The organism is Streptomyces sp. NPDC006339, from assembly GCF_040612775.1.
Lineage (GTDB): Bacteria > Actinomycetota > Actinomycetes > Streptomycetales > Streptomycetaceae > Streptomyces.
In genome coordinates this window covers 46,522-60,785 of sequence record NZ_JBEXQW010000019.1, presented here as the reverse complement: position 1 = coordinate 60,785, position 14,264 = coordinate 46,522, and the positions used below count along the sequence as shown (strand labels likewise).

Genomic DNA, 14,264 nt, shown 5'->3' with positions numbered 1-14,264 from the left:
GGCCCGGTGTGCCCCCGCACGCCGCGCGCCGGCACCGTTCCGGCTCCGCGCCGGTGTTCCGCCCGGCGCCGGCTGCCGAACCGCGCCGATGTTCCGACTCACAAGGGAAGTAGCTGACGATGGTGAACAGCTCCCGCGCGGGAACGACCCGTGTGGCGATCGTCGACTGCCGCTCGACGGGGCGCTATCTGCCGGGCGCGCTGCTCCGGCACGGCATCGAGTGTGTGCACGTCCACTCGGAGCACCCCGACGTCCACATGCCCTTCGAGGCCGACGGCTTCGTCGACGACATCCGGCACGACGGCGACCTCGCGGCCACCGCGGCCGCGCTGCGCAAGCACGGCGTCGGCCACGTGATCCCCGGCACGGAGTCGGGCGTCGAGCTGGCCGACCGGCTCTCCGCCGAACTCGGCACCCCGGGCAACGGGATGAGCCGGCCGTCCGCCCGCCGCAACAAGCACGACATGGTCCTGGCGCTGCGCGACGCCGGACTCGACCACGCCGCCACCGTCGTCTCGTCCGACGTCGACGAGATCCTCGCGTGGGCGGAGACGACCGCGGGCTATCCGGTCGTCCTGAAACCGGTCGCCAGCTCCAGCACGGACAACGTGGCGGCCTGCGCGACCCCCGAGCAGGTCCGCGAGGCGCACGGCACGATCATGGCGAGCACCGACCGGCACGGGATGGCCAACACGGTCGTGCTCGCGCAGGAGTTCCTGGACGGCGACGAGTACTACGTCAACACGGTCAGCCGGGCCGGCCGGCACCATACGGTCGAGATCTGGCGCTACCACAAGCGCCGTGTCCCGGGCGGCGACTTCATCTACGACTACGACGAGCCGCTGGCGCCCGACGACCCGGTCGCCCGGCGCCTGGAGAGGTACGCCCACCGGGTGCTGGACGCCCTGGAGATCCATAACGGCGCCGCCCACACCGAGATCATGCTGACCGCGCGGGGACCGGTGCTCGTCGAGTGCGGAGCCCGTACGGGCGGAGGCCAGGTCCCGGAGATCATCACCGGCTGCTTCGGCGTCAACCAGGTGGATCTCCTCGCCCTGTCGGTGGCGGACCCCGACGCGTTCGACCGCCTGCCCACCACCGCGTACCGGCTCCTGAAGCACCCCCGCTTCGTGGCGCTCATCAACCCGAGGGACGACGGCGTGGTCCCGTCCCACGAGGCGATGGCCCCCGTCCGCGCGCTGCCCTCCTACGCCCACACCGTCATGGCGCATCCGGCGGGGCACCCGCTGCCCCGGACCGTCGACGTCGCCACCTGGCCGGGCTATGTGTACCTCATCTCCGATGACCCGGCGCGGGTGCGCGCCGACTACGACGCGCTGCGGCGCATCGAAGGTGACTTTCTTTACGCCAACAGATCCCGCTGAGGACCCTGTCGAAGGAGTGTCGATATGACGACCACGGACGTCGTCTCCACCCAGGACCACATCGCGCTCGCCGAGCGCTGGGGCGCCGAGGACTACGTCCCGTTGCCCGTGGTGCTCACCCACGGTGAGGGCGCCTGGGTGACCGATCTGAACGGCCGGCGTTATCTCGACTTCCTCGCCGGGTACTCCGCGCTCAACTTCGGCCACCGGCATCCCGACATCGTCGCCGCCGCGAAGGCCCAGCTCGACCGTCTGACGCTGACCAGCCGGATGTTCCACCACGACCAGTTCGCCCTGTTCTGCCGCGAACTGGCCGAGCTGACCGGCACGGAGCGGGTGCTGCCCTCCAACTCCGGCGGCGAGGCGGTCGACACGGCCGTGAAGATCGCCCGGAAGTGGGCCTACCGGGTCAAGGGCGTGCCGGACGGCGCCGCCGAGATCGTCGTCGCCCGCTCCAACTTCCACGGCCGGACCACGACGATCGTCTCCTTCTCCACGGACGCGACCGTCCACGACGGCTTCGGCCCGTACACCCCGGGGTTCAGGACCGTGCCGTACGGCGACATCGACGCGCTGCGCGAGGCCGTCGGCCCGAACACGGCGGCCGTCCTGCTCGAACCGATCCAGGCCGAGGCGGGTGTGGTCGTCCCGCCGAAGGGCTACTTCGCCGAGGTCCGTCACCTGTGCGACGACACCCGCACGCTGCTCGTCGCCGACGAGGTCCAGTCCGGCCTGGCCCGTACCGGCGAGACCCTGGCCCTGGACCACGAGGGCGTCCGCGCGGACCTGTACACCCTGGGCAAGGCGCTGAGCGGCGGCCTGATGCCGGTGTCCGCGGTGGCCGGCCGGGCCGATGTCATCGGAGTGCTCAAGCCCGGCGAGCACGGCTCGACCTTCGGCGGCAACCCGCTGGCCGCGGCCGTCGGCCGTGCGGCGGTACGGCTGCTCGCGACCGGCGAGTTCCAGGAGCGGTCCCGCGAGCTCGGCTCGTACCTGCACGCCCGGCTCCGCGAACTGGACGGCGTCGCCGAGGTCCGCGGCCGCGGCCTGTGGGCCAACGTGCGGATCGCCGACGGCCGTCCGAAGGGCCGCGGGGTGTCCGAGGCGCTGCTGGAGCGCGGGCTGCTGTGCAAGGTGGCGGAGGAGAACCTGCGGGTGTCGCCGCCGCTGGTGATCACCCGCGAGGAGCTCGACACCGGCATCGACGCGATTGCCGACGTGCTGGCCTGACGGTCGCCGCCCGCCGCGGGGCCGGCCCGGCACGCCCGGCCGGCCCCGACGTCCTTCCCCGCTCCCGGCGGTCCCGCCGGGAGGAGAGCTGAGACAAGGAGCCACGTTGTCCGACCATGTCGCACCCACCGGACGGCCTCGCGTGCTGGTCGTCGGCGGCCGGCTGAAGCAGGTCCGCAAGGCCCGCGAGCTCGGCCTGGACGTGGTGTACGTCCAGCATCCGGACGCGTACGACCGCGCGCACTGGCCCTATGTCGACCAGGCGCTGCTCGTCGACTACTGCGACGTCGACCGGCTCCTGCCGATGGTCCGGGCGCTGCACGAGGTGTATCCGTTCGAGAAGGCCGTGACGCTGACCGAGTTCGCGCTGCTGCCGACCGCGCGGATCAACGAGGAGCTCGGGCTCACCGGCGCGTCCGTCGACACCGTCGAACTGCTGCTCGACAAGGGGCGGATGCGCCGGCATCTGGCGGTGAAGGGCATCAGCCCGGTGGCGTCCGCGGTGGGCCGCACCACGCGGGACGTACGGGACTTCGTCGCGGCCCACGGGCTTCCGATCATCGTGAAGCCGGTCCGCGAGTCGGGCAGTCTGGCGGTGTTCTGCGTCCGCGACGAGGCCGAGGTGGACGCCGTGGCCGAGCGGTACCGGTCCCTGAACGAGAAGGAGTGGGCCCCGGGTGACGTGGCCTTCGCCGACTCCTTCCAGGAGTTCCTCATGGAGGAGTACCTGGAGGGGCCGGAGTTCAGCGTGGAGACCCTGAGCTTCGACGGCCGGCACGTGGTCGTCGCGACGACCGACCGCGAGCTGGGCGGGACCGGCTTCGCCGACTTCGGCCGCACCGGCTTCGCGGAGATCGGGCTGTGGCAGCCCAGCGCCCACCCTCCCGAGCAGGTGCGCGAAGCCATCGCGCTCGTCCAGGAGTTCCTCGACGCGGTCGGACTGCGCGAGGGCCCGGCCCACACCGAGGTCAAGCTGACCCCGCGCGGCCCGCGGATCATCGAGTCGCACAACCGCGTCGGCGGTTACGCGCTCAACGAGACCACCGAGCTCGTGTACGGCGTCGACATGGAGCGCCACGCGCTGGCCGCCGGGCTCGGCCTGCTGGAGCCGCTGGCCGAGTCGCCCGCGCCGCGCGGCGCGGCGGCCCTGCAGGCCCTGATCCCGGAGCCCGGCCGGGTGGTGGAGGTGACGGGTCTCGACGCCGTGCGCGCGGATCCGGCGTTCGTGGACCTCCGCCTGATGGTGGAGCCGGGCGACGTGGTGCCACCGCTGACCTGGAACGAGGACATCGGCGGTTACGTCGTCGCGCGCGGCGCCGACACCGCCGAGGCGATCGCGCACAGCAAGCGGCTGGCCGCCGCTGTCACGATCCGCACCGAGCCCGTCACGTAAGTCCCCGCCCGCGTCACCGTCCTGAGGGAGTGTGAGGTCCCTCAGGACGGGAGGTGGGCGAGGCTGCGGTTGAGGGCGCTGTCGGGGCGGCCGGTGAGCTCCTCCCAGGTCCCCTCCTCCGCGATGCGTCCGGCTTCGAGGACGGCGATCCGGTCGGCCCGGCGGATGGTGGCGCGGCGGTGGGCGATGACGACGGTGGTACGGCCTTCCTCCTGGAGCGCGGCGGCGAGCTGGGCGTCGCTCGCGTTGTCCAGATGGGCGGTGGACTCGTCCAGGATCAGGACCCTCGGCCGGCCCAGGAGCGCGCGGGCGAGGGCGATGCGGGCCCGCTGGCCTCCGGAGAGGGTGGAGCCGCGCTCGCCGACCGGGGTGTCCATCGGGGCGATCCGGTCGACACCGCAGCGGCGGGCCGTCTCGGCGAGCAGCTCGTCGTCGGCCTCGGGGGCGGAGAGCCGCAGATTCTCGGCCAGCGTGCCGTGGAAGAGGGGTGTCTCCTGGCCCACCAGCGCGACGGCACGCCGCAGTTCGGCGTCGTCCAGCTCGCGCAGGTCGACCGCGGTGCCGTCGGTGCCGTCGGTGCCGTCCGCCGGCAGTAGCTGGATCCGTCCCCCGGTCGGGTCCCAGAAGCGGGCCAGGAGATGGGCACAGGTCGACTTGCCGGCGCCCGAGGCGCCGACCAGGGCGAGCGTCCGCCCGGCGGGGACGGTCAGGTCGACGCCGTCGAGCACGGGCCCGCCGCCGTAGTCGAATCTCACCCCGTGCAGGCGCACCCCCAGCGGGCCCGGGGGAATCGGCCGTGGCGCGGCGGGCGGCGGGGCCAGCGCGGGGGCCTTGACGGCCGCGCCGACCCGGGCGGCGGCCGCGCGCAGCGCCACGGCCTGGCTCAGGGACCGGGCCGATTCCGCGACGGGCCCGAGGACGGCCAGGGCGAGCGCCATCGCGGCCGGGGCCCACGCGCCGTGCAGCCGCCCGGCGGTCAGGGACTGGGCGGCGGCGAGCACCACGCCGAGGAGCGCGGCCACGATGAGGAGGTCGCGGACCGCGGCGGCGACGGCCTCCCACGTGGCCTCGGCCCGCTGGGCGTCGCCCACCTGCCGCCCGCGCCCGGCCAGCCGGCGCCGCCGGCCGGTGAGGGCGCCGAAGGCGAGCAGCTCCCGCAGTCCGTCGACGATCTCGACGGTGTCGGCCGACAGCGTCGTGACCGCCGCCCGGGTGCGGGCGCCGCGTGCCGCGCGCCCGCGCGCCTCGGCGAAGGGGGCCGCGGTGAGCAGCGCCGCGACCGGCAGGACGGCCGCGAGCAGCCAGGGCTCCACGCCGGCGAGGACCGCCGCGCCGGCGGTGAGGACCGTGCCCGAGGCCAGGAGCTGGGCGGTGGTGTGGGCGTAGAAGAACTCCAGGGCCTCCACGTCGGCCATGGCGGTGGCGGCGAGGTCCCCGCTGCGCCGGCCGGCGACCCGGGCGGGCGCGCTGCGGGCGAGCCCGTCGAAGACCCGTACGCGCAGGGCGGCGAGCACCCGGTAGGCCAGGTCGTGCGAGAGGTCCATCTCGCGCCAGGTCGTCAGGGCCCGGACGAGGACCAGGGCGACGAGCGCGGTGACGGTGGCGGCCGACGGGGCCCTGCCGTCGATGACGGCCGTTCCCACGGTGTGCGCCGCCAGCGTCACCAGCGCGACGAGGGAGCCCTGTTCGAGAAGCGCGGCGGCACAGGTACGGGCCGTCATGGCACGGTGCCCGGCGAGCGCGGGGAGCAGGGCACGCAGGGCACCCCGCTCGGGCGGCCCGGCGTCGGGGACCGGGGGGCGCGAGGCCGGAGCCCCTGCGGTGCCGGTGGTGCCGGTGGGGTCGGTAGTGCCAGTGATGCCTGCGGGGCCTGCGGGGCCGGTGATGTTGGCGGGGCCAGTCATGTCGGTGAGGCCGGTGGTGCCGGCGCGGCCCGTCGTGCCGGCGCGGCCGGCAGGGTCGGTGATGTCGGCGGGACCCGTCGTGCCGCTGGGGCCGGTGATGTCGGCATGTCCAGCCGTGTCGGCGGGGCCGGTGATGCCAGCGGGTCCAGCCGCGTCGGCGGGGCCGGCGGGGCCCCTCGTGCCGGCGGGGCCGACGGGGCCCATCGTGCCGGCGGGGCCGGTGATGGCGGCGGGGCCGGCCGTGTCGGCGGGGTCGCTCATGTCGCTCGTCCTGCTCGTGTCGCTCATGCGGCGAGTTCTCCTGGGTGGGTACGGCCGGCCTCGACGAGTCGCGTGTAGACGCCCCCGGCCTCGACCAGGCCGGCGTGGTCGCCGACGGCGTCCACCCGGCCCCCGTCGAGGACGACGATGTGGTCGGCGTGCCGGACGGCGGCGAGCCGGTGGGCGATCACCAGGACCGTGCGGTCGCCGGCGGCGTGCAGCAGCTCGCGGACGATGTCCGCCTCGCGGCGCTCGTCGACCGAACTCGTCGCCTCGTCGAGGACCAAGACGGGGGCGTCCGCCAGCAGGGCGCGGGCGAGCGCGAGCCGCTGACGCTGACCGCCGGACAGGGTGGCGCCGCGCTCGCCGAGGACGGTGGCGTAACCGTCGGGCAGGGCGCTGATCTCGTCGTGGACCCCGGCGGTGCGGGCCGCCGCCGTCAGTTCGTCGTCCGTGGCGTCCGGCCGGGCCATCCGCAGGTTGGCGGCGATGGTGGCGTGGAAGAGGTAGGTGTCCTGGGACACGACGGCGATGCCCTGCCGCAGTGCGTCCAGGGCGTATCGGGTGGTGGGCAGCCCGTCGAGGGTGATCCGCCCCCGGTGCGGGTCGTGGTGGCGCAGCAGGAGGGCGAGGAGGGTGGACTTGCCCGCGCCGGACGGGCCCACGATCGCGGTGGTGCGTCCCGCCGGCGCGGTGAAGGAGACACCGCGCAGGGCGGGCGCCGGTGCTCCGTCGTAGGTGAACCGGACGTTCTCGAAGCGGAGTTCGGGCGGTGCCGGCCAGTGGGCGGGGGCCGTTCCGGTGTCGGCGACCTCCGGTTCGGCCGTACGCAGTGCCGCGATGCCGTCGGCGGCCGACACGCCCAGGTATCCGGCGTGCCATTCGCGGGCGAGGTCGCGGACCGGCCGGAAGCACTCGGAGGCCAGCAGCAGCACCAGGTAGGTGCCGGTCGCCGTGGTGGAGCCGGTGACGGCCGACCAGCAGGCGAGGAGCGCGGCGGCGGCGGTGCCGCCCTGGATGGCGAGGTCGGTGATGCCGGTGTCGACCAGGGAGACGCGCAGTTTCGCGACGGTCGCCCGGTGCAGGGCCGCGGAGCGCTCCTCCAGGCGGGCGCGGGTACGGCCGACGGCGCCCGCGGCGCGCAGGGCGGGCATGCCCTGCAGTGCCTCCAGGTAGTCGGCGCCCAGTCTTTCGTACGTGTCCCAGTGCTCCTTGCCGCGGGCGGCGAGGAGCCGGTCCCAGGCGCGCGGGCCGAAGAGGGCGAGCAGCAGGGCGGGGACGAGGCCGAGCAGCACCGCCGGTTCCACCGCGACCAGGGCGGCGAGCACGAGGGGCGGCACGGTCAGGGTGATGAGGAGCTGGGGCAGATAGCGGGAGACGTAGGCGTCGACGCCTTCCACACCGTCGACGAGGGTGGTGCGGACGGCTCCGGCGCGTGCGGTGGTCAGGTGCGCGGGGCCCAACCGGCCGAGATGGGCGACGAGTTCGTCCCGCAGGGTGACGCGGACCTCGGCTCCGGCGCGGGTCGCGGTGCGCCGCTGCCAGGTGCCGAGCGCGGCGCGGGCGGCGACGACGGCGAGCACCGCGGCGAGCAGCCAGGGCAGGCCGTCCGTGTGGCCGCCGGCCAGTCGGGCGAGGGCGAGGGCGAGCAGGGCCGCCTGCGCCAGGTGGGTGAGGGTGACGGCGCCTTGCAGGAGGGTGGCGGCGAGCAGGGGGCGCCGGGCGCGGCGGGCGGCGCGGCGGAGCTCGGGGTGGACGATCACGGGGTGTTCTCCTCGTCGGCGTGGAGGGTGCCGAGGGTGCCGAGGGCCAGTCCGTGGACGATCCAGTCCTGGCCGGGTGGGGCGCCGAGCGCGGCGCCGAGGTCCGCCTGCTGCCACGAGCCCACGGGCCGGGCGGTGAGCCCGTGGCGCCGGGCGGTGACGTGGGCGAGGTGGACGGCGAACCCGGCGCGGAGGTGGGCGCGGCGGATGCGGGGCTCGTCGGCGTCCGAGGGGCAGCCGCGGGCGAGCAGGACGGCGCCCGCCTCCGCGATCCACCCCTGGCCGGCGGCCCATCCCGCGAGGGCGGTCCTGGCCTCCCCCCGGGCGCACCGCCGCAGCCCCGTGCCGTCGGCGTCCGGCTCCAGGAGGCCGGGACGCGGCCCTCCGACGGCGACGCACCACCGCAGCTCGTCCCCGCCGGCGCGGACGGCGTCGGCGACCACCGCCGCCAGCGCCTGCGCCCCGGGCGCCCCGGCCAACGGCGGCGGATCGCTGCGCCGGGCGAGGAGCTCGTGGGGCGTGGGGACGGGCATGGGCGCGGGGAGGCAGGTGGGCTCGGCCACGGAGGGGGGCGCGGGGTGCGCCGGCCGGCCCGGCGGCGGGATGTGGACCCCGGCCAGGGGGTGCTCCACGTGACCGTCCAGCCGGAGTGCGGGGTCGCCCGTGCGCAGGGCGTGGGCCGCGAGGAAGAGGGACGCGGCGGCGTGGCCGGTGTCGAGGAGGAGGAGCGGCCAGGCGCGGTGGCCGTAGTGGGAGGCCGTACGCCGGGGGGTGACGGACAGTTCGGCGGTCACGCCCGGCGGGGTGCCGGCCGGCTGCGGGCCGAGGGGGTGGACGCGGTGGCGCAGGGGGTCGTAGCCGTAGCGGCCGGGCGGCAGGGAGCAGCCGGTGCCCACGACGAGCACGGTGTCCACCGGGTGCAGCGCACCGGCGGACGGGGTGGGCCGCAGCCGTCCGGTGGCGTCCGAGGCGGCCAGGGAGAGCCGCAGCAGGGCCCGGAGGTCGAGGTCGGACGGGCCCGCCTCCGGGATCGGACGGGGCGGCCCGGGCCACGCCCGGACGGCCCGGCCCGCGGGGGTGTCCGGGCCGGGACGCCGCGCGGAGCGGGCCAGGGCGAGCGCGGCGGCGAGGTCCGTCGGGCGGTCCTCATCGAGGTGTTCCACGGTCGGTCCGGTCCTCACATGTGCGGCGGGGGCGCCAGGGTGAAGTCCTCGGGGGCGCCGGTCACGTCCGTACGCCAGCCGCGTCGCACGGCCGCCTCGGCGAGCCGGGGGCAGCCGAAGTAGCCGAAGGCGGCAGGCGCGTTGGGGAGGAGTCCGGAGACGAGGACCCGGGCCACCCGCAGGGACGTCTCGGCGACGTCCTCGGTGGTGAGGTCGAAGGTCATGACGCGGTGGCCGCCCGCGTGCAGCGCGCGCTCCAGCCGCTCGCGGCTGCCCGGTTCGACGGCCTCGATGGACACGGTCCCGTGCGCGGGGTCGGTGAACCGCCGCGCCTCGGCGGCCATCCGCGGGTCCAGCCACACCTGGACGTGCGCGCCCAGGTCCCGTACGTGCTCGAACCGTTCACCGCACGCGTCGAGGTAGCGGCCGTCGGCGCGGTGCTCCAGGTAGAGCCCGCGGGCGAGCAGTCCGGCCTCGACGGCCTGGAAGACCCAGCCGTCGGGGTCGGTGAGGCCCTGCGTGAAGACCCAGGTGTGGACGGCTTCGAGCACCGCCTTGCGGGCGGCCTCGGCGGGGTCGTACTTGCAGGCGAACCCGGCCGCGTACAGGCCGAGGCGCGGGTCGTGGACGAGCGCGGCCATGCAGGGGGCGAACTCGGACGGCATCTCGACGAGGTGGACCTCGAGCGCGGATCCGGCCAGGTCGTCCAGGAGGCCCGGCACGCTGGCCGGGTCGATGCCGCGGGTCGGTCCGTCGAGGTGCCACCACAGTTCCAGGGCGTCGCGTTCGACGATCTCCAGCAGGCCGCGTTCGACGGCGTCGTCGAGTCCCTGGCCGGTGGCGATGCCCGCGTAGTTGAGGTGGTGGGTACGGGGCAGTTCGCGCAGCTCGCCCTGGCGCCAGTTGAGGTGGGTGAGCGCGACGGGCGCCCAGACCTCGGTCGTCCCGCCGTCCGGCAGCCGCTCGGTGCCGCGCGTCCACAGGGACGGGGTGTCGGCGGTGAGGCGGCGGTAGGGGAACCTCTCCTGCGCGTACTGCCAGGGCGCGTACGCGGGCAGGTCGTCGGGGCCGTAGAGCCGCAGGCCCTTGTCGGCGAGTTCGGCGGCGGTGGCGCGCAGCGGGCTGTCGGGGTGGCCGGGCGGCGGCACGCGGTTGCCGCAGTACCGCTCGACGCCCTCGGCTATCGCGGCGATCCGGGCCTGTTCGGGGTCGCCGAAGGTGGTGCCGAGGGAGACCCGGTCGGCGGGCCACAGCCCGAGCCGGCGGGCGTCGGATATCTCGGCGGTGAGCGCGGTGTAGCGGGGCGGGGCGCCCGCGGGGTGTGCGACGGGCTTGACCTTGCGGACGATGCCGCAGACGGGGTCGACGAGTGCTTCCAGCGGCAGCGCCGTCATCGCAGGGTCTCCTTGGCGGGGTCGGTGGGGGTGGGTCGGGAGGGGAGGACGGGCAGGGTCAGCGTCACGCTCTCCGGGTCGACCTCCCGCCGGGAGGCGAGCAGCCGGTCGGCCGTGATCGGGTCCTCCCCGGTGTGGGGGTTGCGGGCGTGGGCCGGGAAGTGGTGCCCGGTGATCTCGAGCCGCAGCCGCGTGCCGGCCCGCAGGCGGCGCGCGAGGTGCCCCAGCTCGACGGTGAACTCCGCTGTGGTGTCCGTGCCTTGGCCGGGCCCGTCGGCGGTACGGACGTGGTCCCGGTCCTGGTGCCGGCCCTCGTCCGGGGCCCGGTCCCGGTCCCGGTGCGGGTCGCGGTGCCGGCCCTCGTCCCCGTCCCCGTCCCGGTCGCGGTGCGGGTCGCGGTACGGGGCGCGGTGCCGGCCCTCGTCCGGGGCCCGGTCCCGGTCCCGGGTCCCGGCTTCGGCCGGCGCGTCGGGCCGTCCGGCCGGTCGCCCCCACCCGGCCGGTTCCCCGCACCGCCGTACACCGACGGCGAGCCGTTCGGCGTGCCCCTCCGGGGTGAGGGCGACGAGGCGGGCGAACCAGTCGGCGGACGGGGTGTCGGCGGTGGCCCGCAGCCGGACCCGCACGGGCCCGACGACGTCGAGCGGACGCGGCAGCGGCGCGCCGACCAGCACACAGCGGTCGGCCGGGACCCCGGGGGACGCGGCGGGCACGGTGAGATCGTCGGAGCGAACGGGCCGCTCGGGGTCGGCGGTGAAGACGGCGCCGTGCAGCGGCCGCAGCCGCTGCGGGCGGGCTTCGCCCTCGGTGCCGGCGGGCAGCCACAGGTCGGCGCCGCCCAGCGCGAGCGCGCCGTGCCGGCCGGGCGCGAGGTCGCCGGCCAGGGCGCGGCGGGCCCACTCCGCGTACAGCTCGCCGAGGACCACACGGTGCGCCGGGCCCGCGTCGGGTCCGGGCGCGGCGACGAGGCCGTGCCCCCAGGGGCCGAGCAGCAGGCGCGCCGAGGGGCCGCCCCAGGTGCGCCACAGGGCGAGGGTGTCCTCGGTGAAGTGGTCGTGGTGGCCGCCGACCGCGAGCAGCGGCATACCGGCGTGCGCGGCCCGCGCGGCGAGCCGGCCGCGCGCCCGGTGCCGCCAGAGGCCCGGCCAGGAGGGCAGGCTGCGGCCGAGCCGTCGGGGCAGGCCGGCGAGCGGCAGGTGGGCGAGCAGACCGGGGTCGTCGGCGAGGGCCTTGTCGAGCGCGCCCTCGTCGGAGTCCCGCCGGTCGCCGTGGGCGGCCCACCAGCCGGCGCGGGCCGACAGCCTTTCCACGCCGGAGGGTTCGCGCGCCGTCTCGGCGGGGCCGAGGGCGGGCACGGCGAGGATGACGCCGTGCGGTGGGGCGTCCCCGTGCGCTTCGAGGGCGAGGGCGAGGACCAGGGCGCAGTGGGCGGCGTACGAGGCGCCGACGGCGACGAACCGGCCGTCGCTCCACGGCTGTCGCCGGATCCATCGGGCGGTCATCGCGCCGTCGGCGGCCTCGTTCTCGTACGGGCGCCACTCCCCCGGCGACGCGTGCCGGCCGCGCACGTCCTGGACGACGGCGGCGAAGCCGCGGCGGGCCCAGCCGCGGGCCTCGGCCAGGTGCCGGGTCCGGTCGTAGGGCGTGCGGATGAGGACGGCGGGGAAGGGGCCGACGCCGTCGGGGAGGCACACGTCCGTGGCCAGTTCGGTGGCCGGCCCCTCGACGAGTGCGGTGGTGTGCGAGGACGTCGGCGTCATCCGGCCTTCTTCGGCATCGGTGCGACGTCGGGCACCGGCAGGACGGGGTGTTCGGTGACGGTCAGCGTGCGCAGGTCCACGCGCCGCAGGCGGCGTCGCGCCGGGAGGCCGGCCGGGCCGGGGGCGCCGGTGGCCCAGCGGCCGAGGTCGTCGGCGAGGAGGGCCGCGAGCAGCGCGGCGGCGGGCACGGCGAGCCGGAAGGGCGCGCCGGACGTGCGGGGTCCGCTCCAGTAGGCGGCCAGCTCCCGGTGAGCGGGGGTGGCGGCCAGCCGGCGGGCCCGGACGTGGGCGGAGGTGACGTCTCCGGGGAGGGCGGCGAGGGGTTCGACGTACGCCTGCCAGCCCTCGCGGTGGCAGCGCAGCCAGGCGACCCCGTGTTCGGGCAGTCGGTCGGCGGCGTCCCACAGGCCGTCGGGCACGGGTCCGTCGAGGCACCAGACGACGGCGGCGGGGCGTCCGTCGAGCAGGTCGTGGAGCTCCCGCGCGGTGGCGTCGGACGCCGCCGGTGCGGAGGGAGGCGCCGACGCGACGGGTGCCGTACGGGGCTGCGCGCCCAGGGCGGTCAGGTGCGCGGCCAGCGGCCCGGTCAGGACCGGGTCGCCGAGGAGCCGGATGTCGCGGCGGTCCGCGGGCCACTCAGTGGGCGGCGTCCCGTCCGTCAGGTAGCCAGCCTCCTCGAAGGCCCGGACGACGCGGTCGAGTTCCTCGTCAGGGGCGGTCGCGGCCGTGGCGGCCGTCTCGGCGCCGGAGAGCCGGGAGAGCAGGGCGTTCCCGTCCGCGTCTCGGGTCCTGACGCCGAGCAACTCCCCTTCGGTGGTGTGGACGACGAGACCTCGCCCGGGCACGGCGACGACTTCGACACCGGGTACGAGCCGGCTACGGGACACGACGATCCTCCTGACGGGACAGGGCTGGGGTGGGGCGTGGGCCCGCCCGGAAGGCAACGGGCGGGCCCACGAACGAGGGTGGTGAGGCCCTCGCTTACTCCTCGGTGTCCTCGAAGGGGTTCTCGACGAGGGCGTTGGAGTGGGAAGCCGAGGCGTGGGCGAGCTGCCCGGGGTCGGCGATCGGGGCGAAGATCTGCTCGTTGTCCATGAACTCTCCTTGTTCGTAAGGGAGATGCGGCGTTCGGATGAGCGCCGCGACCGACACTAATGGAACTGATTTTCATTTTCTAGTACTGCTTCGGCGTCCAGAGGGTGATCTGGGTAACACACCGGCCAGCCGCCCTCGGGGTCCCGGCCCACCCGGCCGGCCACCTTCAGCACGTCCGCGAGCAGGCCGGGTGTGACGACCTCCTTCGGCGGCCCGTCGGCCACCACCCGGCCCTCGCGCAGGGCGACGATGCGTTCGGCGAACCGGGCGGCGTGGGCCAGGTCGTGCAGCACCATCACCACCGTGAGCCCGCGCTCCTCCCGCAGCCGGACCACCGTCCGCAGGACGTCGAGCTGGTGGTGCAGATCGAGGTACGTGGTCGGCTCGTCGAGCAGCAGGACGCGGGTGTCCTGGGCGAGGGCCATCGCGAGCCGCACCCGCTGCCGCTCGCCCCCGGACAGCGCGTCGACGTCCCGGTCGGCCCACCGCTCCACCCCGACGTCCCGCAGGGCCCGGCGCACGACGGGGTCGTCACCCTCGCGCAGCATGCCCAGCGGGCCCCGCGCCGCGTACCGCCCCTGCCGCACCAGGTGACGTACCGTCATGCCAGGCACGGACGGCGCCGATTGGTGGAGCAGCGCCACGCGCGCGGCCGTGGCCCGCCGCGACAGCCCGGCGAGGTCGTCCCCGCCCAGCAGCACCCGCCCCCGGTCCGGCCGGATCAGCCCGGCCGCCAGCTTCAGCAGGGTCGACTTGCCGCAGCCGTTGAGGCCGATGAGGGCGGTGAGTTCGCCCGGCCGCACGGTCAGGTCGACGCCCCGCAGCACGGGGCGCGCGGGGTAGCCGAAGTGGACTCCCTCGACGTGTATTCCCAGGGACGCGCCCTTGGACTCGGTCATGCTCTGTCCTCCGTCGG

General features: G+C 75.9%; 11 protein-coding genes. 3 read left to right on the top strand and 8 right to left on the bottom strand.

What is annotated here, in order from left to right:
- Nucleotides 1-119 precede the first annotated feature (119 nt).
- From ABZ135_RS17390 to ABZ135_RS17380, 3 genes are all read left to right on the top strand, one after another.
- On the top strand, nucleotides 120-1,385 hold the full coding sequence (locus tag ABZ135_RS17390; RefSeq protein ID WP_356696530.1) for an ATP-grasp domain-containing protein: 1,266 nt from the start codon (nucleotides 120-122) through the stop codon (nucleotides 1,383-1,385).
- A gap of 24 nt (nucleotides 1,386-1,409) precedes the next feature.
- Complete coding sequence (gene rocD, locus ABZ135_RS17385; protein ID WP_356696528.1) at nucleotides 1,410-2,615, top strand: ornithine--oxo-acid transaminase; 1,206 nt, start codon at nucleotides 1,410-1,412, stop codon at nucleotides 2,613-2,615.
- A gap of 106 nt (nucleotides 2,616-2,721) precedes the next feature.
- A complete protein-coding gene (locus tag ABZ135_RS17380) occupies nucleotides 2,722-4,008 on the top strand; it encodes an ATP-grasp domain-containing protein (protein WP_356696526.1) in 1,287 nt (428 codons plus the stop codon).
- A gap of 41 nt (nucleotides 4,009-4,049) precedes the next feature.
- On the opposite strand, the gene ABZ135_RS17375 is transcribed toward ABZ135_RS17380, so the two are convergent.
- The 8 genes from ABZ135_RS17375 to ABZ135_RS17340 form a co-directional block, all read right to left on the bottom strand.
- On the bottom strand, nucleotides 4,050-6,200 hold the full coding sequence (locus tag ABZ135_RS17375; protein ID WP_356696524.1) for an ATP-binding cassette domain-containing protein: 2,151 nt from the start codon (nucleotides 6,198-6,200) through the stop codon (nucleotides 4,050-4,052).
- Complete coding sequence (locus ABZ135_RS17370; RefSeq protein ID WP_356696523.1) at nucleotides 6,197-7,936, bottom strand: ATP-binding cassette domain-containing protein; 1,740 nt, start codon at nucleotides 7,934-7,936, stop codon at nucleotides 6,197-6,199. The genes ABZ135_RS17375 and ABZ135_RS17370 overlap by 4 nt, the downstream gene beginning before the upstream one ends.
- The gene (locus tag ABZ135_RS17365) at nucleotides 7,933-9,099 is read right to left on the bottom strand and encodes a SagB/ThcOx family dehydrogenase (RefSeq protein ID WP_356696521.1); all 1,167 of its coding nucleotides are present in this window, start codon (nucleotides 9,097-9,099) and stop codon (nucleotides 7,933-7,935) included. The genes ABZ135_RS17370 and ABZ135_RS17365 overlap by 4 nt, the downstream gene beginning before the upstream one ends.
- A gap of 14 nt (nucleotides 9,100-9,113) precedes the next feature.
- Nucleotides 9,114-10,493, bottom strand: a complete 1,380-nt coding sequence (locus ABZ135_RS17360; protein WP_356696519.1) for a YcaO-like family protein — start codon at nucleotides 10,491-10,493, stop codon at nucleotides 9,114-9,116.
- Entirely contained in the window at nucleotides 10,490-12,253 is a 1,764-nt protein-coding gene (locus ABZ135_RS17355; protein ID WP_356696517.1) for a CocE/NonD family hydrolase, read from the bottom strand. The genes ABZ135_RS17360 and ABZ135_RS17355 overlap by 4 nt, the downstream gene beginning before the upstream one ends.
- Entirely contained in the window at nucleotides 12,250-13,140 is an 891-nt protein-coding gene (locus tag ABZ135_RS17350; protein WP_356696515.1) for a hypothetical protein, read from the bottom strand. Before ABZ135_RS17350 ends, ABZ135_RS17355 begins: the two co-directional genes overlap by 4 nt.
- Before the next feature lie 94 nt (nucleotides 13,141-13,234).
- A complete protein-coding gene (gene amiA / locus ABZ135_RS17345; RefSeq protein ID WP_356696513.1) occupies nucleotides 13,235-13,348 on the bottom strand; it encodes a streptamidine family RiPP in 114 nt (37 codons plus the stop codon).
- Between the two features lie 56 nt (nucleotides 13,349-13,404).
- Nucleotides 13,405-14,247 (bottom strand): ABC transporter ATP-binding protein, encoded by an 843-nt coding sequence (locus ABZ135_RS17340; protein ID WP_356696511.1) that lies wholly within the window; start codon nucleotides 14,245-14,247, stop codon nucleotides 13,405-13,407.
- Nucleotides 14,248-14,264 lie beyond the last annotated feature (17 nt).

Coding starts and splice junctions, on each gene's coding strand:
- ABZ135_RS17375 (WP_356696524.1), bottom strand. CDS start 6,200: ATGAGCGACACGAGCAGGACGAGCGACATGAGCGACCCCGCCGACACG.
- ABZ135_RS17340 (WP_356696511.1), bottom strand. CDS start 14,247: ATGACCGAGTCCAAGGGCGCGTCCCTGGGAATACACGTCGAGGGAGTC.
- rocD (WP_356696528.1), top strand. CDS start 1,410: ATGACGACCACGGACGTCGTCTCCACCCAGGACCACATCGCGCTCGCC.
- ABZ135_RS17390 (WP_356696530.1), top strand. CDS start 120: ATGGTGAACAGCTCCCGCGCGGGAACGACCCGTGTGGCGATCGTCGAC.
- ABZ135_RS17360 (WP_356696519.1), bottom strand. CDS start 10,493: ATGACGGCGCTGCCGCTGGAAGCACTCGTCGACCCCGTCTGCGGCATC.
- amiA (WP_356696513.1), bottom strand. CDS start 13,348: ATGGACAACGAGCAGATCTTCGCCCCGATCGCCGACCCCGGGCAGCTC.
- ABZ135_RS17355 (WP_356696517.1), bottom strand. CDS start 12,253: ATGACGCCGACGTCCTCGCACACCACCGCACTCGTCGAGGGGCCGGCC.